The sequence below is a fragment of the Flavobacterium cryoconiti genome, assembly GCF_048158645.1.
In the GTDB taxonomy this organism is placed as follows: Bacteria; Bacteroidota; Bacteroidia; order Flavobacteriales; family Flavobacteriaceae; genus Flavobacterium; species Flavobacterium cryoconiti.
On the sequence record NZ_JBLNKW010000002.1, the window covers coordinates 446,012 to 467,377 of the forward strand.

Annotated in this window: 21 protein-coding genes; 14 read left to right on the forward strand and 7 right to left on the reverse strand. The window is 33.4% G+C overall.

The features are described from left to right. Positions 1-63 precede the first annotated feature (63 nt). Positions 64-1,170 (reverse strand): Glu/Leu/Phe/Val family dehydrogenase, encoded by a 1,107-nt coding sequence (locus ACM55H_RS04855; protein ID WP_416835425.1) that lies wholly within the window; start codon positions 1,168-1,170, stop codon positions 64-66. 203 nt (positions 1,171-1,373) lie between these two features. Between ACM55H_RS04855 and ACM55H_RS04860 the strand changes: the two genes are divergently transcribed. The 6 genes from ACM55H_RS04860 (at position 1,374) to ACM55H_RS04885 (ending at position 8,861) form a co-directional block, all read left to right on the forward strand. Next, positions 1,374-3,134 carry an ABC transporter ATP-binding protein gene (locus ACM55H_RS04860; RefSeq protein WP_416835426.1) on the forward strand — a complete coding sequence of 587 codons (1,761 nt, stop codon included), beginning with the start codon at positions 1,374-1,376 and terminating at the stop codon, positions 3,132-3,134. A 69-nt stretch (positions 3,135-3,203) separates the two neighbouring features. After that, positions 3,204-3,587, forward strand: coding sequence for a PUR family DNA/RNA-binding protein (locus ACM55H_RS04865; RefSeq protein WP_039110963.1), 384 nt, complete (start codon positions 3,204-3,206; stop codon positions 3,585-3,587). A gap of 333 nt (positions 3,588-3,920) precedes the next feature. After that, positions 3,921-4,448: a hypothetical protein gene (locus ACM55H_RS04870; RefSeq protein WP_416835427.1), complete on the forward strand. Its 528-nt coding sequence runs from the start codon at positions 3,921-3,923 to the stop codon at positions 4,446-4,448. Between the two features lie 24 nt (positions 4,449-4,472). Then, positions 4,473-5,306, forward strand: coding sequence for an alpha/beta hydrolase (locus tag ACM55H_RS04875; RefSeq protein WP_416835428.1), 834 nt, complete (start codon positions 4,473-4,475; stop codon positions 5,304-5,306). A 286-nt stretch (positions 5,307-5,592) separates the two neighbouring features. Then, positions 5,593-8,112, forward strand: coding sequence for a magnesium-translocating P-type ATPase (mgtA, locus tag ACM55H_RS04880; RefSeq protein ID WP_416835429.1), 2,520 nt, complete (start codon positions 5,593-5,595; stop codon positions 8,110-8,112). A gap of 200 nt (positions 8,113-8,312) precedes the next feature. Beyond that, positions 8,313-8,861: an RBBP9/YdeN family alpha/beta hydrolase gene (locus tag ACM55H_RS04885; RefSeq protein ID WP_416835430.1), complete on the forward strand. Its 549-nt coding sequence runs from the start codon at positions 8,313-8,315 to the stop codon at positions 8,859-8,861. A gap of 4 nt (positions 8,862-8,865) precedes the next feature. On the opposite strand, the gene ACM55H_RS04890 is transcribed toward ACM55H_RS04885, so the two are convergent. Then, positions 8,866-9,201, reverse strand: a complete 336-nt coding sequence (locus ACM55H_RS04890) for a tRNA-binding protein (protein WP_416835431.1) — start codon at positions 9,199-9,201, stop codon at positions 8,866-8,868. 174 nt (positions 9,202-9,375) lie between these two features. On the opposite strand from ACM55H_RS04890, the gene ACM55H_RS04895 reads away from it, so the two are divergent. After that, positions 9,376-9,930 carry a thioredoxin family protein gene (locus tag ACM55H_RS04895; protein ID WP_416835432.1) on the forward strand — a complete coding sequence of 185 codons (555 nt, stop codon included), beginning with the start codon at positions 9,376-9,378 and terminating at the stop codon, positions 9,928-9,930. 64 nt (positions 9,931-9,994) lie between these two features. Here ACM55H_RS04895 and ACM55H_RS04900 read toward each other — a convergent pair whose 3' ends face one another. Continuing rightward, the gene (locus ACM55H_RS04900; RefSeq protein ID WP_416835433.1) at positions 9,995-10,294 is read right to left on the reverse strand and encodes a cytochrome c; all 300 of its coding nucleotides are present in this window, start codon (positions 10,292-10,294) and stop codon (positions 9,995-9,997) included. A gap of 195 nt (positions 10,295-10,489) precedes the next feature. Here ACM55H_RS04900 and ACM55H_RS04905 point away from each other — a divergent pair, with 195 nt between their 5' ends. Beyond that, the gene (locus tag ACM55H_RS04905) at positions 10,490-11,389 is read left to right on the forward strand and encodes an alpha/beta fold hydrolase (RefSeq protein WP_416835434.1); all 900 of its coding nucleotides are present in this window, start codon (positions 10,490-10,492) and stop codon (positions 11,387-11,389) included. A 117-nt stretch (positions 11,390-11,506) separates the two neighbouring features. Here ACM55H_RS04905 and ACM55H_RS04910 read toward each other — a convergent pair whose 3' ends face one another. Next, positions 11,507-12,439, reverse strand: coding sequence for a peptidylprolyl isomerase (locus ACM55H_RS04910; RefSeq protein ID WP_039111015.1), 933 nt, complete (start codon positions 12,437-12,439; stop codon positions 11,507-11,509). A 396-nt stretch (positions 12,440-12,835) separates the two neighbouring features. Between ACM55H_RS04910 and trmD the strand changes: the two genes are divergently transcribed. The 3 genes from trmD to ACM55H_RS04925 all read left to right on the forward strand — a co-directional run bounded on the left by trmD (position 12,836) and on the right by ACM55H_RS04925 (position 16,545). Continuing rightward, the gene (gene trmD / locus ACM55H_RS04915) at positions 12,836-13,513 is read left to right on the forward strand and encodes a tRNA (guanosine(37)-N1)-methyltransferase TrmD (protein ID WP_416835435.1); all 678 of its coding nucleotides are present in this window, start codon (positions 12,836-12,838) and stop codon (positions 13,511-13,513) included. A gap of 171 nt (positions 13,514-13,684) precedes the next feature. Further along, positions 13,685-14,035 (forward strand): 50S ribosomal protein L19, encoded by a 351-nt coding sequence (gene rplS / locus ACM55H_RS04920; protein ID WP_035673785.1) that lies wholly within the window; start codon positions 13,685-13,687, stop codon positions 14,033-14,035. A gap of 269 nt (positions 14,036-14,304) precedes the next feature. Continuing rightward, positions 14,305-16,545 (forward strand): NADP-dependent isocitrate dehydrogenase, encoded by a 2,241-nt coding sequence (locus tag ACM55H_RS04925; RefSeq protein WP_416835436.1) that lies wholly within the window; start codon positions 14,305-14,307, stop codon positions 16,543-16,545. A gap of 168 nt (positions 16,546-16,713) precedes the next feature. Here ACM55H_RS04925 and ACM55H_RS04930 read toward each other — a convergent pair whose 3' ends face one another. The 3 genes from ACM55H_RS04930 to ACM55H_RS04940 form a co-directional block, all read right to left on the reverse strand. Next, a complete protein-coding gene (locus tag ACM55H_RS04930; protein ID WP_416835437.1) occupies positions 16,714-17,103 on the reverse strand; it encodes a nuclear transport factor 2 family protein in 390 nt (129 codons plus the stop codon). A gap of 65 nt (positions 17,104-17,168) precedes the next feature. Further along, on the reverse strand, positions 17,169-18,059 hold the full coding sequence (locus ACM55H_RS04935) for an MBL fold metallo-hydrolase (RefSeq protein ID WP_416835439.1): 891 nt from the start codon (positions 18,057-18,059) through the stop codon (positions 17,169-17,171). A 90-nt stretch (positions 18,060-18,149) separates the two neighbouring features. Continuing rightward, a complete protein-coding gene (locus ACM55H_RS04940) occupies positions 18,150-18,731 on the reverse strand; it encodes a Crp/Fnr family transcriptional regulator (protein WP_416835440.1) in 582 nt (193 codons plus the stop codon). A gap of 394 nt (positions 18,732-19,125) precedes the next feature. On the opposite strand from ACM55H_RS04940, the gene ACM55H_RS04945 reads away from it, so the two are divergent. Genes ACM55H_RS04945 through ACM55H_RS04955 form a run of 3 tightly spaced genes read left to right on the forward strand, consistent with a single transcriptional unit; the run spans position 19,126 to position 21,238 of the window. Further along, positions 19,126-19,716: a TetR/AcrR family transcriptional regulator gene (locus ACM55H_RS04945; RefSeq protein ID WP_416835441.1), complete on the forward strand. Its 591-nt coding sequence runs from the start codon at positions 19,126-19,128 to the stop codon at positions 19,714-19,716. Between the two features lie 11 nt (positions 19,717-19,727). Beyond that, entirely contained in the window at positions 19,728-19,955 is a 228-nt protein-coding gene (locus tag ACM55H_RS04950; RefSeq protein ID WP_416835442.1) for a hypothetical protein, read from the forward strand. Between the two features lie 11 nt (positions 19,956-19,966). Beyond that, positions 19,967-21,238 (forward strand): MFS transporter, encoded by a 1,272-nt coding sequence (locus tag ACM55H_RS04955; RefSeq protein ID WP_416835443.1) that lies wholly within the window; start codon positions 19,967-19,969, stop codon positions 21,236-21,238. Positions 21,239-21,366 lie beyond the last annotated feature (128 nt).

Sequence of the window (21,366 nt, forward strand, 5' to 3'; positions counted from 1 at the left end):
ATAATTTCCGGTTATACCCGAAGACTGTGACTGTAAACTGCGACTATATATTAAAAACTAAAACTACTTCTTACTGTTTTCTATCTTTCTTTGATCAATTCTATTTTGGGCAATCGTCAAAGCTGCATGGTGTGTCGTCATATTATTTGCAATAGCAAAATCAAAAATTTCTAATGTAGTATTGTAAATATTTTCTGTTTTACGCATGATTTCAGCTTTGTCATAATGGGCTAATTCCGCATACACATTGATAATTCCACCAGCATTAATCAAGAAATCCGGTGCATAAAGAATTCCGCGTTCCTGCAAAATTGCTCCGTGAATATTCTCATTTGCTAATTGGTTGTTAGCCGCACCAGCAATTACTTTCGCTTTAATTTTATGTACCGTTGCATCATTTATAGTTGCACCCATAGCACAAGGCGCGTAAATATCAACATCGGCACTGTATAAATCCTCTCCAGTAAATATTTTTGCATTGTACTTCGCTCCTACTTCATACAATCTTTCTTCATTAATATCAGTTATTGTTACTAGCGCTCCTTCTTTTGTCAAATAATCAACCAACGTTTCTCCAACGTGACCAATTCCTTGCACCAATACTTTTTTACCATCCAAAACATCAGAACCAAATTGATGTTTCGCCGCTGCTTTCATCCCTAAATATACTCCATAAGCCGTAACAGGAGATGGATTTCCAGATCCGCCTCTTTCTTCAGAAATCCCAGTAACATAAGGCGTAACATCTCTTACGATATCCATATCCCTAGTTTCCATTCCTACATCTTCGGCAGTAATATATCTTCCGCTTAGAGAATGAACGAATTCTCCAAACTTACGCATCAATTCAGGTCTCTTTTGAGTTTTGGCATCGCCAATAATAACAGCTTTACCTCCACCAATATTCAATCCTGTTATAGCCGCTTTATAAGTCATACCACGAGAAAGTCGCAATACATCGTTTAGTGCTTCCCATTCATTGGCATAATTATACATACGCGTACCACCTAAAGCAGGACCCATAACCGAATTATGAATACCAATAATTGCTTTTAAACCTGTATCTTTGTCATTGCAAAATACAATTTGTTCGTGATCATCAAATGATAATTGACCAAAAACGGGATCCATTTTTTGAAGTTCCTTTCCAGTTGTGAAAGCTGCATTCATAAGTATTGATTTTTATAGTGATAAATTACGAATTCGTCAAAAAGACAAATCAAATTTACATAAAAAATAAATATATCCTAATATTCATTCGTTAAATTATCAATATCACAATTACAAGAGATAAATGATTAATTTTTAATAATATCAAAAATTGATTATTAATCAAAAAATAAAACTTTTTCAACACAGAATATCTTAAAAAAATGAAAGAATTACGTTATTTAAACAAATATTTTATCAAATATAAATACAGCTTTTCCCTTGGTATTTTATTTACAATTATTGCACAAATATTTTCTTTGTTTACACCAAAATTGATTAGTAAATCATTTAAAGCAATTGAAGCCTTTTCAAAAGACAAATCCGTTACAGCGGATGTTATTCAACAGGAATTAGTTTCAAACATTTTACTGATTATTGCCACTACCATTATAGCTGGTTTTCTTACTTTTTTGATGAGACAAACCCTTATTGTAATGTCAAGACATATTGAGTTTGACTTAAAAAATGAAGTTTTTAGACAATATGAAAACTTGTCGCAAAATTTCTACAAACAAAACCGAACTGGTGATTTGATGAACCGTATCAGTGAGGATGTTTCCAAAGTAAGAATGTATGTGGGACCCGCCGTAATGTATACGATAAACACCTTTATCCGTTTTGCAATTGTAATTGGTTACATGTACAATGTATCGCCACGATTGACATTATACACCATTCTTCCTTTACCGGTTTTATCATATTGCATCTTCAAATTAAGTTCTGAAATCAATAAAAGAAGTACTATTTTCCAACAATACCTGTCGAAAGTTTCCAGTTTTTCACAAGAAATATTCTCTGGAATCCGAGTAATTAAAGCCTATTCATTAGAAGACCAACATCAAAACAACATGGTCGATTTGGCAAACGAAAGTAAAAGCAAAAGTTTAGATTTAGCAAAAGTACAGTCTTTATTCGGTCCTTTAATGTTGGCACTAATAGGAATAAGCAACTTAGTTGTGATCTATTTTGGTGGTCTAATGTATATTAATGGCACTATAAAAAGTATTGGAACCATCGCAGAATTCATTTTATATGTCAATATGCTAACGTGGCCGGTTGCTTCATTAGGATGGGTTTCGTCAATGGTTCAAGAGGCCGAAGCTTCTCAAAAGCGTCTTAATGAGTTCCTGAAAATCGAACCGGAAATAAAAAATAAAAATCCAAATAAATCTATTATTGAAGGTACTATCTCATTCGAAAATGTGAGCTACACTTATGAAGATACCAATATAGAAGCATTAAAAAATGTTTCTTTTAAAGTAAAGAAAGGAGAAACGCTGGCAATTCTCGGAAAAACAGGATCTGGGAAATCAACCATTTCCTCTTTGATTTCCAGATTATACGAAGTTACCGATGGAAGAATATCAGTTGATGGAAATGAAATAAGTACTTTGAACCTCTATGATTTAAGAAACAGCATTGGAATTGTACCGCAAGATGCTTTCTTGTTTTCGGATAGTATCAAGAACAACATCAAATTTGGGAAAGAAAATGCAACTGATGAGGAAGTAGAAACTGCTGCAAAAAATGCAGTCGTACACGACAATATCATTGGTTTCAACAAACAATACGACACTATTCTTGGCGAACGCGGAATCACTCTTTCAGGTGGACAAAAACAACGCGTTTCTATAGCGCGAGCCATTATTAAAAACCCGGAAATTTTACTTTTTGATGATTGTTTATCTGCAGTTGATACGGAAACTGAAGAAGCTATTTTGAACAACTTGTATGAAATTTGTAAGGACAAAACCACTATTATTGTTAGCCATAGGGTCTCATCAGCTAAAAATGCAGATAATATTATCATTCTTGAAGACGGAAAAATTATTCAACAAGGTTCTCATAATCAATTGATAAATCAAGAAGGGTATTATGCATCACTTTATTTGAAACAACTTTCAGAAAAAGAATTACTATAATTGTTGTATAATAAATAAATTTTTATGATTTTTGATTGCTATTAAATAAAAAAATTGACAGAAAGGATTATGAGAGAAAATGACATGTTAGAAAAAGAAGAGATATTTTCTAAAGTTTTACGTGCTGGAAGAAGAACCTATTTCTTTGATGTGAGAGCTACCAAAGCTGATGATTATTACATAACGATTACCGAAAGTAAAAAATTCACTGAAGAAGATGGATCGTTTCATTTTAAGAAACACAAGATTTATTTATACAAAGAAGACTTTGCAGCTTTTGCAGAAATTCTTGGAGAAATGACTTCTTACGTTTTGAACCACAAAGGCGAAGAAGTAATCTCTGAAAGACACCAAAAAGATTTCAAAAAAGAATACGCATCGGACAAAACAGATGATGACGAAATTTTACCACAAACATCAACTTTTACTGATATAGAATTTGATGATATTTAATTCTTAGTTACTAATTTACAAAACTAAAAAGTCCAAAAGTCTTATGATTTTTGGACTTTTTTTGTACATTTAAAAAACTAAACCACTATGGACTTTCAGTCCATAGATTTAGTTAGCAGACTTAAAGTCTCCACGGTTAAAACGAGAACAAAAAAATTAAACCGCAAATTCGCAAATTAAGCACATCAAAGCTGAATAAATAATTTGCGAATCCGCGGTGAAAATTTTTAGAAGCTAAAGCGAAATGCCCTAAAAGTGCATAGTTTTAAACTATATTTGAGACCAATAAATGACCGCTTAAAATTATTGAAACAAATAACACATCAACAAAAAATGAAGAAAAAATTCACACTTTTCATGACTACTTTAATTGTAATGTCAAGCACTTTATATGCACAAACACCTTTAAAAGAGTACGAAGCCGGACACGTTTTTCATATTGGTCTACCAGAATATATGGGAAAAACGATAGGATTGAATAACTCCGCAACTATCCAGTACAAAAGTGAAGTCAAAGATGTATATGGTTTCGTAATAGAAGATAATAAAGAAGAACTAAAATTAGCCGAATTAAACTATTCCTCTATCAACGAATTTTATGAAGGTTTTATAAAAGACTTTCTAACAGATGAAGACGACAGAATTATTTCACAACCATTATATAAAAAAAACGGGGATATTAATTTTGTTGAATCTGACGTGACTTACTACGATAAAGAGGCAAAAATTAACATTTATTATTTAGTGGGAATAGTTGAAACAAAATCTGCTTATTACAAAGTATTATCTTGGTCAGCAGCTGAAAACAAAGATAAATTTAAAGCAGACTTTCAAAAAATAATATACAGTTTAAAAGACTAAAATAAGATTCAAAAAAAAATCAAAATGAAGAAAATTTTCCTTCCCATTTTTATATTCTTATTTGGTATTACAATTTCTGCCCAAAAATTGGAATACATTACAAAATCAAACATTCCATACTATAGCGATGCGATAAACAAAACAGATGCTTACCTCAACGAACGATGCCTTCTCGATATTTATTATCCAAAAAACAGTAGTGGTTTCGCAACTGTAGTTTGGTTTCATGGAGGCGGATTAACTTCGGGTAGCAAAGAACTTCCTGAAGGACTTAAAGACAAAGGTATTTGTGTAGTTTCCGTAAATTATCGTTTGTCCCCAAAAGTAAGTTCTCCAAAATATATTGAAGATGCCGCAGCAGCTGTAGCATGGGTTTTTAAAAATATAAACACGTTTGGCGGTGATAATTCTTTGATTTTTATTTCCGGACATTCTGCTGGTGGATACTTGGCAAGTATGATTAGTTTAGACAAAAAATGGTTATTGGCTGATGGAATAGACGCAAACAAAATTGCAGGAATCATTCCATTAAGTGGTCAGGCTATTACCCATTTTGAAATAAGAAAAGAAAGAGGTATTCCTGAAACACAACCTGTAATAGACGAGCTTGCGCCACTGTTTCATGTTCGTGCCGATGCTCCGCCTCTATTATTAATAACCGGCGACCGTGAATTAGAAATGTTAGGCCGTTATGAAGAAAATGCCTATTTAATGCGAATGATGAAAATTGCCGGCCATAAGGAAACAAAGCTCTACGAGTTAGATGGTTTTGGTCACAACATGACAGAACCTGCTTTTCCTTTAGTTATAAAAGAAGTACAAAGAATTGTCCATGAGAAAAAAAATATAAAAAAATAATGCTAAAACAACTATTCTTGACGAACGTGAAATCACTCTTTCAGAAAGCGATTTCCTTCCGGCATCATTCTTCTTTTTAATTTCTGCTTTTGTTATCGAATATTTAACCCCTAAAATCATTAACTTTGAGAATCTATTGAAAATCAAAATCTTCAACTAATAGTTTTTTTTTTAAAATAAACTATTGTTGTCCAAATTTATCTCAATTATCCGCTATTACATGTAGCAAAAAATAATCCAATTGCTTTTCTAATTTGCAGTTTAATAACTTAAAAAATTAGTCTTTATGCAAACTTCTCCAACTGATAATTTTTGGCAATTTGACCCGAACTATTGGTTTCAAAAACTAAATAGTAGCGACAAAGGTTTATCCAAAACAATTGCTGAAAAAATCCTGCTAGAATCCGGAGAACACAAAATAAACAAATCAATTTTGAAAAAGGATTTTTTCCTTTTCATAGGACAATTTAAAAGTCCGTTGATGTTACTGCTTATTGGAGCTGTAATATTATCAGCCTTTCTTGGTGACACCTCCGATGTTTTTATTATACTATTTATCGTTTTGTCTACCGGTTTCCTTAGTTTTTTCCAAGAAAGAAATGCAGGTCGTTTTGTAGCTGCTTTACAATCTATGATTGCATTAAAAAGCAGTATTTTGAGAGATGGAAAAGAACAAGAAATTCTTTCTTCTACTATAGTTCCCGGCGATATTATTTTCTTGAAAGCTGGAGATATGTTACCCGCCGATTGCCTAATTATTGAAGCCAATGAATTACATGCCAATGAAGCCAGCTTAACCGGAGAATCCTATCCAACAGCAAAAATAGCAGGAATAGTGGATGCAAAAACAGAACTAACCAAAAGAACAAACTGCCTCTGGGAAGGAACAAATATAGTCAGTGGTACAGCCAAAGCAGTAGTAATTAATACAGGAAGCAAAACTATTTTTGGCGCCATTGCAAAAAGTGCTTCCGCTACAGTAGAAACTAAATTTGAAAAAGGCATCAAAGACTTTGGTTATTTCTTAATGAAAATAACATTAGTGCTCTCAATATTCATACTGATTGTCAATTTATTAAATCACAAAAGTGCCATTGAATCCGCCTTATTTGCATTGGCTTTAGCCGTAGGAATGGCACCTGAGTTGCTCCCTGCCATTACTACTATTGCAATGAGTGCAGGTGCCAAAAGAATGTTAGATAAAAAAGTAATCGTAAAAAAACTGGCTTCTATCCAAAATTTAGGAGAAGTCAATTTATTGTGTACTGATAAAACTGGTACCATTACAGAAGGTGCAATTATAGTAGCAGGAACCGTTGATGGTTTAGGCACCGAAAATGAATTTGTAAAAGAATTGGCCTATTGGAATGCTTATTTTGAAACAGGTTACGCCAACCCAATTGATGAAGCCATAAAAAAGTTGCAAATAGAAACAAAAGCTAATCCAACAAAATTAGGCGAGATTCCTTATGATTTTATACGTAAAAGATTAAGCATCGCTATTATTACCGACGCAAATAAATTATTGATCAGTAAAGGAGCGTTTAACAATATCATGAGTATTTGTACTACGGTGAGATTGAGTAATGGAACTGTTGAAGACATAGAACAACATAAAGCCGAAATTGAAAACAAATATGAAGAATTTGGGATCAAAGGATTGCGAAGCATCGGCATATGTTATAAGAACATCAACTCCAATGCTATTGTAAAAGAAGATGAAACCTCCATGATTTTTGCTGGTTTTATTTTACTCGAAGATCCCGTTAAAATAGGTATTATAGAAACAATTGAGGAATTAAAAAAACTACAAGTACACCTGAAAATAATATCTGGTGATAATAAAAATGTAGCCCAATCCATCGCTTTAAAAATTGGAATCATTAACCCTGTTGTGATGACAGGACAAGAACTTTTCAGTACAAGTCCGGAAGCATTAAAACATTTGGTAGGGAAAACACACATTTTTGCCGAAGTAGAACCACAACAAAAAGAGCATATTATTCAGGCTTTAAGAAAAACATATACAGTTGCCTATGTGGGTGACGGTATTAATGATGTATCTGCTTTAACAGCTGCCGATATTGGAATATCTGTAGAAAATGCTGTTGATGTCGCTCGAGAAGCTGCCGATTTTGTATTAATGGAAAAAGATTTAGCAGTTATTATAGATGGCATTAAAGAAGGACGGAAAACTTTTGCAAATACTTTAAAATACATTTTTATAAACACAGGCTCTACTTTTGGAAATATGTTCAGCGTTGCGATTGCCTCCCTTTTATTACCATTTCTGCCTATGTTGCCCAAACAAATTTTATTAACTAATTTCATAACTGATTTTCCTTATCTCACCATTGCATCAGATAATGTTGACCAAGAACAATTGAACAAACCCGGAAAATGGAATTTAAAATTCATTAGAAATTACATGATTATTTTTGGGATTCACAGCTCACTATTTGACGTGATAACCTTTCTTATACTCTATTATATATTAAAAGTAAAAGAATCTGCCTTTCAAACTGCTTGGTTTGTAGAATCCATACTTACTGAATTATTCATCCTGTTTATAATACGAACACATAAAAACTTCTTTAAAAGTAAACCGGGCAAGTATCTTTTTATTTTGAGTATACTGGGGTTAATAATTACAGTTACACTTCCTTACCTTCCTATTGCAACTACAATAGGATTATCGCCAATTCCTCTTCTCAATATGGGTATTATGTTACTAATAGTTTTGATCTATATCATTACAGCTGACCTTTTAAAAGTTTGGTTTTTCAAAAAGTACATACGAACTTAATATTGAATATGCCTTAAAATTAATTAATATTACTATGAATAACTGATATTGAGCTTGTATTTCCCCAAATGAATTCTCCTTTTTATTTCTAAAAAAAGGATTTTTATATCGATTAAATTGCATATTTTTATTCCATAAAATAGTTCTTCTAAAAACTTACGTTTTTTTTTAGATGAACTCCTATTAGTTATATATTCAGAATGGAAATAAAATTATTAATCATCCCAGGCTTGGGTGATTCAGGAGAAAAGCATTGGCAAAGCTACTGGCTCAAAAAATATAAAAATGCCACTAAGGTAATTCAAAACAACTGGGACGAACCTCAACGCGAGGATTGGCTTTTAAAACTAAACGAAGCAATACTAAAACTGGAAGAACCCACTATTTTGGTTGCACACAGTCTTGCCGTTTCTTTAGTAATGCATTGGGTTTCTGTAAATAATAACCCTAATATAATTGGTGCTTTACTGGTTGCACCTGCAGATGTAGATTCACCTGAGCATACACCAGAGAAAATTTGGAACTTTTCGCCAATACCATTATCCAAATTAGATTTCCCTTCCATAGTAGTGACTAGCGAAAATGATCCATACATAGCTGTACAAAGAGCCGAATATTTTGCTGAAATGTGGGGAAGTGATTTTATAAATATTGGTCAAAAAGGACATATCAATTCCGAATCAAATCTCGAATTTTGGGAAGAAGGACAAATGCTATTGCAACAATTAATTGATAAAATTAATAATTAATTGTTTATCCTATTCTCAACCCATTTTCAATTTTAAAATCCGGAGCCAATAAAATAACATCTCCTTCATCACCCACTGCTCCTAAGACCAAGCATTCGCTTATGAATTTCCCAATTTGTTTTTTAGGAAAATTGACCACTGCAACAATTTGCCGATTTTTCAATTCTTCCTTTTGGTAGCGTTTCGTTATTTGCGCCGATGTTTTTCTAATTCCGATTGCTGAACCAAAATCTATTGTTAACTGATAGGCAGGTTTTCTAGCTTCGGGAAAATCATTTACTTCTAAGATAGTTCCCACGCGCATTTCCACTCTTTCAAATTCAGACCAAGTTAATTCCATAAATTTATTTTCGTTTTAAAGTCAATTTTCAATGACACTGTTTTACAAACGAAATTTACTGTTTTCTGTTTAGAAACAATCCTTTTTTCATAACTTTAAAGTTTAAAATCTAAAAAAAGACATCACAACTTTTAAAAAAAGCGTTTTTTAAAACTTAAATCCAAAAAAACATAAATGTCAAAAACTGCTTCAAAAATGATTCCGCTTGGAACTGTTGCACCTGAATTTCATTTGAAAAACACTAATTCTGATGAATGGTTTTCTTTTTCAGATTTAAAGGGTGAAAAAGGGACCTTAGTACTATTCATCTGCAATCACTGCCCGTTTGTGCGTCATGTGATTGAAGAAGTCGTAATGATCGCTAATGATTATCGGGTTCAGGGAATTGGTATAATCGCTATTTCAAGTAATGATATTTCACAATACCCTCAAGATGCACCGGAGTTGATGACTGAATTTGCTTTCGAAAACAAAATGGAATTTCCTTATTTATATGACGAAACACAAGACGTTGCCAAAGCATACGACGCGGCATGCACACCAGATTTTTTCTTGTTTGACAACCAAAATAAATTAGTGTATCGCGGTCAGTTGGACGACAGCCGACCAGGAAATGGGATTCCGCTTAGTGGCAATGATTTGCGGGGTGCGATTGATAGTGTAATTTACAATCGAATAATTAATCCAAATCAAAAACCAAGTATTGGTTGTAATATAAAATGGAAATAAATCTAATTTAAAAAAGTATGTTGGATAAAGTCAACATACTTTTTTATAGTGTAAAAATAAAATATTACAATTGAGAAGATATATAATTTGAAATACTTGCCATTTTAACATCGTCAAGGTGCGCTTTTACTTGCATTCTTGTTAAGATTGGCTGCCAATTTTCCTTGCTATATGCAGTTGGAGCATACAATTTATGGCATCTGGCACAACTATTTTCATATAAATTTTTTCCTTCAACCAGTTCTGGTGAAAGTACGGTTGTTTTTGCTGCTTCTGTTGGAGCAGTTTGTACCGCCACCGTTTTAGAAGCGCACGAAAATAAAACTACTGCAAGTGCTGCTACTGCTACTATTTTTGATTTCATAATTAGTTATTTAGAATAACAAATATAAAAAAATACCAATAACATTAAGTCTTTGATATTTAAATTATTGATGTATTGAGCAACAAACCTATCAATTTTGCAATTAATTGCACAAATTCTGTAATATTATTTTTGTGATTTGAACCTAATTTTACAAAACACGAATAAAAATTCATCACATAAAAAATTAAACTTATGGAATCGAACCAAATAAACAATAGCGAATCACATAAAGACAATACAATTTCCGGATTAAAAACTGCGTCAGACAAATATATTGAAACAGCTCCAAATGTAAAATTATATGTAAAGGATTATGGAGAAGGAAAACCTGTAATTCTTATTCATGGATGGCCGCTTTCTAATGAAATGTGGGAATATCAAATTGAAACACTTGTAGAAAATAATTTCCGAGTTATTGCTTACGACCGTCGGGGATTTGGTAAATCTTCACAACCTTGGGACGGGTATGACTACGACACATTAGCTGATGATTTAAAGGCAATTATTGATCAATTGGATTTAGAAGACGCTACACTTGTTGGATTTTCTATGGGCGGTGGCGAAGTCGTTCGCTATTTTAGCAGGCATGGCGGCAAAGGACTTTCAAAAGCAGTATTAATAGCTTCTATAGCGCCATTTCTATTAAAAACAGATTCTAATCCAGATGGTGTTTCACAAGAAAAATACGATGCTATGGCAGAACAAATTAAAGACGATCGAATGGGTTTTCTGGATAGTTTTGGAAAAACTTTTTTCGGAGTGAGTTTCATCAGTAAACCCATCAGCACCCCTTTATTGGATTATTATAGAATGCTATGTTCTTTTGCGTCACCACGCGCGACTTTAGCATGTGCAAAGTCATTTTCCTCAACCGATTTTCGTAGAGAAATGGCCTCGGTAAATGTGCCCACATTAATCATTCATGGAGATGAGGACAAAACTGTTCCTATAGAAATCACTTCTGAGATAGCAACAAAATTAATACCAGACAACAAATTTATTATTTACGAAGGAGCTCCGCATGGTTTATTTTATATTGAGAAAGATAGATTAAACAAGGATTTGCTTGAATTTTTAAATTCAGAGATTTGAAATCACTCAAATTGAGAAATAAGTACAAGTTGCATTTATCGCATAAAAAATCCCAAAACTTTCGTTTTGGGATTTTTTATTTTTATCTGACAACTAAAATCTGTTATCTGAATTAGACTATTTTACGTCCATTAATTCTACGTCAAAAATCAATGTAGCATTTGGTGGAATTGCTCCTCCAGCACCACGAGATCCGTACCCTAAATGAGCTGGAATCACGAAACGTGCTTTGTCACCTACTCGCAACAAGGCAATTCCTTCATCCCAACCTTCAATAACGTTTCCTCTTCCTAATGGGAATTCGATTGGTTTTTTACGAGGGTATGAACTGTCAAAAACTTTACCATCTGGAAGTTGTCCTGTATAATGTACTGAAACCGTTTTTCCATTTTCTGCTTTTTTACCTTCACCTCTTTGGATGAATTGGTAACGCAAACCGCTTTCTGTTTTTTCAAAACCAGCAGCTAATTTTTCCATTTCAGCTTCCGCCTCTGCTTTTAAAGCTGCATCACGTTTGTTACGTGAACCTTTAAAAGTAATAAAAGCTTCAATTGCATTCCAATTTTTAGCTTCTTCACCTTCTCTGATAATTTCTAAAGATTCCAAAACATCTCCTTGAGCAACTGCATCAACAACATCCTGTCCTTCTACTACATGTCCAAAAACAGTATGTTTGTTATCCAACCATTCTGTTGGAATGTGTGTGATGTAAAATTGAGAACCGTTTGTTCCAGGTCCTGAATTAGCCATAGCCAAAACTCCCGGACGGTTGTGTTTCAAACTTGGGTGAAATTCATCGTCAAATTTATATCCTGGATCTCCAGTTCCTGTTCCTTGCGGACAACCACCTTGAATCATGAAATCAGGAATTACTCTATGAAATTTTAATCCGTCATAAAACTTAACCCCTTGAGGTTTTACTTTATTTTCTAAGTTTCCTTCTGCCAATCCTACGAAGTTCCCAACTGTTCCTGGAGTCAAATCGTGTGTTAGTTTTACTAAAATAGCACCTCTTGTGGTGTTGAATTTAGCATATATTCCGTTTTCCATTTTTGTATAATTTTTATTGAAGGGCAAATTTACGAAATTAATTTTAAAAAGGGAATTGAGGCGTTGATTTGGTTATTTGAAAGTTTGGATATTCAACAGGAATGGATTTTTAGAAAACGTTTCTAACATAACACCTTCTATATAACCTCCTAATTCAACTAAACCCTAGCCCAGATTACTTCACTTAATTTCTATCTTCATAGGAGTTCAGTGAACTTCGTTTGCAGTGAAAATCCTTTTTATTCGCCTTTTTCGACGAATAAAAAGATTGCAACGAATAGCTGGAAATAGCTCCTAAAGAAAAGTTTAATTGCTTATTTGGCTATTCGTTTATTTGAGAAATTTTGAGTCTCAAAAACTTTGTACCTTTGCGCTTTAAAACTTAGAAAAGAAATTATGCGCATTGATATTGTAACTGTTCTCCCAGAATTATTGCGAAGTCCATTTGAGGCTTCAATTATGAAACGTGCCATCGATAAAGGATTGGTGGAAGTTCATTTTCATAATCTACGGGATTATACAACCAACAGACAGAAAAGTGTGGATGATTACCCTTATGGCGGTGGTGCAGGAATGGTGATGACGGTGCAGCCGATTGATGCTTGCATTACGCATTTGAAAAGTGAGAGAACCTACGACGAAATCATTTATATGTCGCCAGACGGGGAAACCCTGAACCAAAAAATGGCGAACACGATGTCGATGTATGAAAATATTATTATCCTTTGCGGTCATTATAAAGGTGTGGATCAACGGGTACGTGACCATTTCATTACAAAGGAAATCTCGATTGGTGATTATGTTTTAAGTGGTGGTGAATTAGGTGCTTTGGTTTTATCGGATGCTTTAATCCGATTGATTCCTGGTGTTTTGAGTGATGAAACCTCAGCATTGACGGATAGTTTTCAAGATGGATTATTGTCAGGACCTATTTACACAAGACCTGCTGATTATAACGGATGGAAAGTTCCTGATGTTTTGACCAGCGGAAATTTTGCCAAAATTGATAAATGGCGTGAAGATATGGCGTATGAGCATACTAAGAATAGAAGACCGGATTTACTGGATGAGTAAAAATTAGTTTAAAGTTTGAGGTTTAAAGTTGGCATTCAACAACTTCTAAACTTTAAACAAGAAAAACTTTAAACTTTAAACTTTTTTATTTACTTTTGCGCCCACATTAGGTTAACCTCTGGCGAGATCCGTGAATGTTGATTTAATAAAAACCATAATTAAAAAATTATCATGGCAGATTTAATGAAATTCGTTCAAGACGAATTAGTAGCTAGAAAAGATTTTCCTGTTTTTGGAGCTGGTGATACTATCACAGTTTACTACGAAATTAGAGAGGGTGAAAAAACTAGAACACAGTTTTTTAAAGGAGTTGTTATTCAAAGAAGAGGTTCTGCTAATACAGAAACTTTTACAATTCGTAAAATGTCAGGTGCTATTGGAGTTGAGCGTATCTTCCCAGTAAACTTACCAGCTTTACAAAAAATTGAAATCAACAAAAAAGGTGCAGTTCGTAGAGCTAGAATTTTCTACTTTAGAGAACTTACTGGTAAAAAAGCTAAAATTAAAGACAAAAGAAGATAGTCAACTATCTCTTTACTATAAAAAAGTCCCTACAATGTTGGGACTTTTTTTTTGCTAATTTTTCTCCTCATAAATTCCTAATTTAGGATTATAGAACCTATAAAACTAACAAATTAAGAATAACAAGTTAGTAATCTAAAAATTCGTATTTTTCTATATAAAATGCGCCTGCTATTACATCTGATTTTCATATATTTGTCCGCCTTATTTCAAGTGAAAGACCTTATTTAAGCTACATTTAACCGTGATTCGATTATAAAAATACAAAAATGACACAGAAATCAAAAATTTTTTACACCCTTACTGATGAAGCGCCTTTGTTGGCAACTTATTCATTTCTACCTATTGTACAAGCATTTACATCAACTTCTGACATTGAAATTGAAACTAGAGATATCTCTTTAGCCGGAAGAATTTTAGCAAACTTTCCTGAATTTTTGACTGAAGATCAAAAAACGGGAGATGCTTTATTAGAACTTGGACAATTAGCAACAACTCCAGAAGCAAACATTATAAAATTACCAAATGTTTCGGCATCTGTTCCTCAATTAAAAGCGGCTATTGCTGAATTACAATCTCATGGTTATAATTTACCTGATTTCCCAGAAGAACCACAAAACGAAGCGGAGAAAACAATCAAAGCTAAATATTCTAAAATTTTAGGTTCTGCCGTAAATCCAGTTTTACGTGAAGGAAACTCTGACCGTAGAGCTCCTAAAGCAGTTAAAAATTATGCTAAAGCAAACCCACATTCAATGGGAGCTTGGTCATCTGACTCAAAAACACAGGTAGCTTCTATGGAAAGTGGCGATTTTTACGGAAGTGAAAAATCACTTACTATTGCTGATGCTACTGATGTGAAAATAGAATTTGTTGCTAAAGATGGTTCAACTACTGTTTTGAAAGCAAGCACTCCATTAAAAGCAGGTGAAATAATCGATAGTTCTGTTATGAACTTGAATGCTTTGAAAAGTTTTGTTGCTAAAACAATCAAAGAAGCTAAAGAACAAAACGTTTTACTTTCAGTTCACCTGAAAGCTACGATGATGAAAGTTTCTGATCCAATTATTTTTGGGGCTATCGTAGAAGTTTATTTCGCTGCTGTTTTCGAAAAATACGCTGCTTTATTTAATGAATTGAATATTGACACTAGAAATGGTTTAGGTGATGTATATGCAAAAATTGCAGGACATCCTATGCAGGCTGAAGTGGAAGCTGCAATAAACCAAGCAATAGAAAACGGACCAGCATTGGCCATGGTAAATTCTGAAAAAGGAATTACTAATCTTCACGTTCCTTCGGATGTAATTGTTGATGCTTCAATGCCAGCAATGATTCGTACTTCAGGACAAATGTATAATAAGGAAGGAAAACAACAAGATACTATAGCCATTATCCCAGACAGATGTTACGCTGGAGTTTATACCGCTACTATTGATTTTTGTAAAAAACACGGTGCTTTTGACCCAACAACTATGGGAAGTGTACCAAACGTAGGTTTGATGGCACAAAAAGCGGAAGAATATGGTTCTCATGACAAAACATTCCAAATGAATGCAGACGGCGTTGTACGTGTTGTAGATACTAATGGAAACGTTTTAATGGAACAAGCCGTTGAAGCAAAAGATATTTTCAGAATGTGTCAGGCAAAAGATGCTCCTATTCAAGACTGGGTTAAATTAGCTGTAAACAGAGCTCGTTTATCCAATACTCCAGCCGTTTTTTGGTTAGACGAAAACAGAGCACATGACAGAGAGTTAATCGAAAAGGTAACAAAATATTTAAAAGATTACGATACAACAGCTTTAGATATTCGCATCCTTAATCCTATTGAAGCAACTGACTTCACATTAGAAAGAATCATTAAAGGACTAGATACTATTTCTGTAACAGGAAATGTATTGCGTGATTACTTAACTGACTTATTTCCTATTTTGGAAGTAGGAACATCAGCTAAAATGTTATCAATCGTTCCCTTGATGAATGGTGGAGGTTTGTTTGAAACAGGTGCAGGTGGATCAGCTCCTAAACACGTAGAACAGTTTACGGAAGAAGGTTATTTACGTTGGGATTCTCTAGGTGAGTTCTTGGCTTTAGGCGCTTCATTAGAACATTTAGGTCAGACTTTAAATAATTCTAAAGCAATTATTTTAGCTGAAACTCTTGATGTAGCTACTGAGAAATTCTTAGCTAATGATAAATCCCCAGCTCGAAAAATTGGTGAAATTGATAACCGTGGTTCTCATTTTTATTTGGCAATGTATTGGGCAGAAGCATTAGCAGCACAAGATAAAAACGAGGAATTGAAAGCTATCTTTACTCCTATTGCAACAGCATTTGCAGCAAACGAAGCAAAAATCAATGCAGAGTTAATTGGAGCGCAAGGTAAACCTCAAGCTATTGGTGGTCATTACCAACCAAATCCTGAATTGACTGAAAAAGCAATGCGTCCAAGCGAAACATTCAATACTATTTTAGATAGGATTGCTGTTCCTGCAAAAATCGCTTAATAAAGTAATTTCATATAGTAAAAAAGACGACTGTTTCCAGTCGTCTTTTTTTATATCCGTAGGCGAAATTATATTCGAATTAGGCTTTGAAAATTTACAATCATTTTTCTCCTTTGGAATTCAGAGCATGTTTTAATTGATTGGTTCTAATAAATATTTATACCGTTGTTATTCTATTGCATCATTTACAGTTTGACTATCTACAAACTGTTCAAAACTTATAATTTTACTGTCTTTCAATTTCCATACATGTGCCACTCTGGCTGTAAATGATTTGCCTGTAATTTTATAAATACCACTATAAGTACCGTATGCTACCACTTTATCATCGCTGGCAACATAATCTTCTGGAGTAAATTTATAATCAATCCATTCGCTTCCCAATCGGCTAAAAACATTTTGGGTAACGTTTTCTAAACCAATATAAGTTCCTGCATACGGGAAACCTTTGGCTTCAGTCCAGGAAATGTCTTCGGCTACATATTTAGCCAAATTTTTACCGTTTTCTTCCGAAGTTTTTCCTTCGTAAGTGCTTTTTATAATGTCAAGATTTGTCATTGCCTTTTTATTTAAAGAACAGCTTGATAATACCAAAAGCACCACCAAGCTGTAAAGGATTGATTTTACCATTTCATTTCTCCAGTATTTACTTTTGCACCTATCATCAAGGCAGTTTCAAAAGTAAGTGCTGGATATTTTGCTTTCAAAACAGTAATTAAAGCTTCCGATGTTTTATTTGTATTCAAAGTTTCTTCGTAGAATTGAATGTAGCTTTTGGTATGATTTACAGCAGCGATATCAAATGGAGAATTTGAATTGGCGTGTGCAGGAATTACAATTTCAGGATTCAAAGCAGTTATTTTGTCTAAAACTGAAATCCAGCTTTTGCGGGCATCAGGAGTTTGTGCATCTGCCATCCAAAGATGAAAAGTTGTTCCAAAAATATTGATTCCACCAACAACCGCTTTGATAGAAGGAATCCATACAAAAGTTTTATTCGGAAATTCTTCCAAACCAATGATTTCTAATTTCTGACCTTCCAATTCAATACTATTTCCTTTTAAAACCTGAGGTAAAATTGCGTTTGACGTAATGTTTTTGCCCAATCTTTCGCCCCAAACTTCTAATTTCTTTTGAGCCGTAGCTTTAATATGTTCTACTGTTCCAGGAGAAGCATAAGCGGTAACTTCTGGAAAATATTTTTTAAATACTTCTAGTCCAAAGTAAAAATCAGGATCACTGTGAGAAACGAAAATAGTGGTTAATTTTTTACCACTTGCTTTAATTTCCTGTGCTACTTTTTCGGCATCCGCCAAAGTAAATTGTGCATCTATCAAAACTACCTCTGTTTTCCCTGATACAATTACCGATGCTACACCAAAACTATTTTCTGATGCATTGTAAACTTGCAGTTTTAAATCTTTAGTTTCAATAGTTTTGAAACTTTGTGCTTGTGTTCCCATTGTAAATAAAATTAAAATTGTTAAAAATACTGTTAAGATATTGTTCTTCATTTTTTGGGTTGATTAAAATTAACACTGCAAAGATGAACCGATATGCTATCTCAAAACATTAAACTAGTTTAATAAATCAAAAGGAAAATCTTATTTTTTGAAGGCAATTTTCTTTCGAATGTTACTCAAAAAAACATTGGTAATACCCAAATAAGCAGCCACTTGAATATTTGAAAGTCGTTGAATAAATTGTGGATATTTTTCTGCAAATTCAAGGTAACGAGACTCTGCTGTTTTGCTCAAATTATCAATCATTCTGCGCTGAAGGGCAATGTGTGTTTTTTGAGTCATTACCCGAAATAGCTTTTCAATTTTAGGCAAATTGGCATAAGCAAATTCCTTATCTTTTTTAGAAATTAAAAACACCTCACTATCTTCAATGGCTTCTATAAAAAGTTGCGAAGGCGTTTCAGTTGTAAAACTGTCAATATCGGTAATCCACCAATTTTCAATAGCAAAATAGAGTACTTGTTCAAAGCCATTTTGATCAATATGATAGACTCGAAAAAGCCCTTTGGTAACAAAACCTTCGAACTTGCAAACTTCTCCTTCTCGCAACAAAAAACTTTTTTTCCTAATTGTTTTATATTCGAACAAATTACAAAATACTTCCATTTCATTCTCTGAAAGTGAAATATGTGCTGCAATATTTTGTTTGAGAAGTTCTGTCATATCTCGATGCTTTAAAACGTTTTTACATCAAAGATAAGTAAGTTTCACTGATTGGAGATAAAGAATGCTTTATACTCAAGACAGTTGCTTTTAAAAAAAGTTAAACACTAACTGACGAAAACGGGCCTACAGGAAAATTTTTCAGCAACGACATTGAAGACGAAACCGAAATAAGTCCTTGATAAAAAACAGCATCAAATTGTATTAGCAATAAGACGAATTGATATTAAATGCTCAACAAGATTTATTCTGTTGAGCATTACTTATATTTAGCACAGTATTCCAGACAAACATTACTTTTTACCTTGTAATTTAGACTGGCGAATATTTTTTTATATAAATAAGCGAACATTCACTTATAAATACTATTTTTGCTTCGTTAATAATAAAAGTCATGCGAACAAGAGATACAAACAAAGAAGAGATAGTCAAACAGAAAGCCATTGAAATGCTGGTAAAACTTGGCATTGAAGGCTTTGGAATGAATAGATTAGCCAAAGAAAGCGGTGTTTCTGTAGCCACATTATACATCTATTACACCGATAAAGACGATTTAATTAAAAAAATAGGTATTGAAATTGGGCAAAGTTTCTTTAGTGAAATGGTTAAAGACTTTTCGGCAACTATGCCTTTTAAAGAAGGTTTACGCAGACAATGGGAAAACAGAGCACGATTTGCATTAAAATATCCTTTGAATGTTGCTTGTTGGGAACTCCTGAGTCATTCCAGTTATAGAGACTATATTTTGGAAGAAAGCTTATCCGATTTTAAAATCATAATGGGTAACTTTTTTAAAAATGCTATTGCCAAAAAAGAATTACTTCCCATATCAGTAGAAGTATTTTGGAGTGTTGCCTATGGACCTCTTTATTCTTTATTACGTTTTGAAAACGAAGGTAAAAATTTTGGAGGAGGCCCCTTTAAACTCACCCAAAAAATAACTGATGAAGCATTTGAATTAGTCATAAAAGCATTGACACCATAAAAAAATTAACTATGGAAAACCATTTAGAGAACATATTGGTATTTGCAACCAATATTGCAACCGTAAGCGATAAACAAAAAGTAAGCGATGTATTGAATGAACATTCCGAAATCAATCAATGGAATATTGACCAAGAAGATATCGATTGTGTTTTGCGAATCGTAAGCGAAACTTTATCAGAAGAGCAGGTAATACATCTTATAGAAACGCAAAATTTCAAGTGTACAACATTGGAATAAAACAAAAGAAAATGAACGAAAAAGAACTACAATCAACATCATTAACTGGCTATCAAAAATTTGCTATTTTTATATTAGCCATAACACAATTTACCGTAATACTTGATTTTATGGTAATGTCACCATTGGGCGATATCCTAATGAAATCATTAAATTTAAAACCATCCCATTTTGGATTAGTTGTATCTACCTATGCTTTTAGTGCAGGAATTTCGGGGCTTCTTACTGCCGGTTTTGCAGATAAATTCGACCGTAAAAAACTATTATTATTTTTTTATGTTGGTTTTATTGCAGGAACTATTTTATGCGGAATGGTTACTTCCTATGCATTACTTGTAGCAGCCAGAATCGTAACAGGTTTGTTTGGTGGAGTTATCGGATCCATATCAATGGCAATTGTCGCTGATTTATTTACAACTCACCAGCGAGGTCGAGTAATGGGATTTATTCAAATGGGATTTGGAGCAAGTCAGATTTTAGGCATCCCTATTGGTTTATATCTTGCCAATGCTTGGGGTTGGCACGCACCATTTTTATGGGTAGCAGCAATGGCTGCTATTGTGGCGCTTCTAATTGCAATTAAACTAAAACCAATAAATAAACATCTGGGTATCAAACAGGAAAAATCTCCATTTGCACACTTAACACACACTATAGCAAAAAAAGACTATAGGATTGGTTTCACTTCCACTGCATTACTTTCTATAGGTGGCTTTATGATGATGCCCTTTGGCAGCGCTTTTGCAATCAACAATTTACATATCACACAAGATCAATTACCTATTGTATTTATGATTGCAGGATTATCTACATTAATAGTAATGCCATTAATTGGAAAATTGAGTGACAAAATAGATAAGTTCAAAATATTTGTGTACGCTTCTATATGGTCAATAGTAATGATAGCAATTTATACTAATCTTAGCGTTACCCCACTTTGGTTAGTCGCAATTTTAAATGTACTTATGATGATGGGGATTATGAGTCGCATGGTGCCTTCAACAGCTTTGTCAACATCAATACCTGTAATGCAAGACAGAGGGGCATTTATGAGTATAAATTCATCTTTACAACAAATAGCTGGAGGTATTGCAGCTGCTTTTGCAGGAACTATTGTGGTACAAAAAGATGAATTTAGCCCATTAGAACATTATAATACATTAGGAATTATAATTATTATCATTTCAATTATTTCAATATTTTTTCTATTTAGAGTTGATAAACTTGTAAAAAAGAATGCCGAAGAAAAACTTCAAACCATTCCTAATATAGGGGAAATATAGGTTTTATAGGAAAAATTGAAAAAGAAATTCTGAATGACCTAAAAATTGAATTACCATTTAAAATTAAGCAACTTAGCAAAATTAATTCCTTTTCAATTGGTATTCCCTTTGTAATTAATGTAATTTGT

Excerpts from the sequence above, each read along its gene's own strand:
- ACM55H_RS04885 (WP_416835430.1), top strand. The coding sequence starts at position 8,313 with ATGGAAATAAAATTATTAATCATCCCAGGCTTGGGTGATTCAGGAGAA.
- trmD (WP_416835435.1), top strand. The coding sequence starts at position 12,836 with ATGCGCATTGATATTGTAACTGTTCTCCCAGAATTATTGCGAAGTCCA.
- ACM55H_RS04945 (WP_416835441.1), top strand. The coding sequence starts at position 19,126 with ATGCGAACAAGAGATACAAACAAAGAAGAGATAGTCAAACAGAAAGCC.
- mgtA (WP_416835429.1), top strand. The coding sequence starts at position 5,593 with ATGCAAACTTCTCCAACTGATAATTTTTGGCAATTTGACCCGAACTAT.
- ACM55H_RS04860 (WP_416835426.1), top strand. The coding sequence starts at position 1,374 with ATGAAAGAATTACGTTATTTAAACAAATATTTTATCAAATATAAATAC.
- ACM55H_RS04875 (WP_416835428.1), top strand. The coding sequence starts at position 4,473 with ATGAAGAAAATTTTCCTTCCCATTTTTATATTCTTATTTGGTATTACA.
- ACM55H_RS04855 (WP_416835425.1), bottom strand. The coding sequence starts at position 1,170 with ATGAATGCAGCTTTCACAACTGGAAAGGAACTTCAAAAAATGGATCCC.
- ACM55H_RS04900 (WP_416835433.1), bottom strand. The coding sequence starts at position 10,294 with ATGAAATCAAAAATAGTAGCAGTAGCAGCACTTGCAGTAGTTTTATTT.
- ACM55H_RS04955 (WP_416835443.1), top strand. The coding sequence starts at position 19,967 with ATGAACGAAAAAGAACTACAATCAACATCATTAACTGGCTATCAAAAA.
- ACM55H_RS04925 (WP_416835436.1), top strand. The coding sequence starts at position 14,305 with ATGACACAGAAATCAAAAATTTTTTACACCCTTACTGATGAAGCGCCT.
- ACM55H_RS04865 (WP_039110963.1), top strand. The coding sequence starts at position 3,204 with ATGAGAGAAAATGACATGTTAGAAAAAGAAGAGATATTTTCTAAAGTT.
- ACM55H_RS04940 (WP_416835440.1), bottom strand. The coding sequence starts at position 18,731 with ATGACAGAACTTCTCAAACAAAATATTGCAGCACATATTTCACTTTCA.
- ACM55H_RS04905 (WP_416835434.1), top strand. The coding sequence starts at position 10,490 with ATGGAATCGAACCAAATAAACAATAGCGAATCACATAAAGACAATACA.
- rplS (WP_035673785.1), top strand. The coding sequence starts at position 13,685 with ATGGCAGATTTAATGAAATTCGTTCAAGACGAATTAGTAGCTAGAAAA.
- ACM55H_RS04930 (WP_416835437.1), bottom strand. The coding sequence starts at position 17,103 with ATGACAAATCTTGACATTATAAAAAGCACTTACGAAGGAAAAACTTCG.
- ACM55H_RS04870 (WP_416835427.1), top strand. The coding sequence starts at position 3,921 with ATGAAGAAAAAATTCACACTTTTCATGACTACTTTAATTGTAATGTCA.
- ACM55H_RS04950 (WP_416835442.1), top strand. The coding sequence starts at position 19,728 with ATGGAAAACCATTTAGAGAACATATTGGTATTTGCAACCAATATTGCA.
- ACM55H_RS04895 (WP_416835432.1), top strand. The coding sequence starts at position 9,376 with ATGTCAAAAACTGCTTCAAAAATGATTCCGCTTGGAACTGTTGCACCT.
- ACM55H_RS04935 (WP_416835439.1), bottom strand. The coding sequence starts at position 18,059 with ATGAAGAACAATATCTTAACAGTATTTTTAACAATTTTAATTTTATTT.
- ACM55H_RS04890 (WP_416835431.1), bottom strand. The coding sequence starts at position 9,201 with ATGGAATTAACTTGGTCTGAATTTGAAAGAGTGGAAATGCGCGTGGGA.
- ACM55H_RS04910 (WP_039111015.1), bottom strand. The coding sequence starts at position 12,439 with ATGGAAAACGGAATATATGCTAAATTCAACACCACAAGAGGTGCTATT.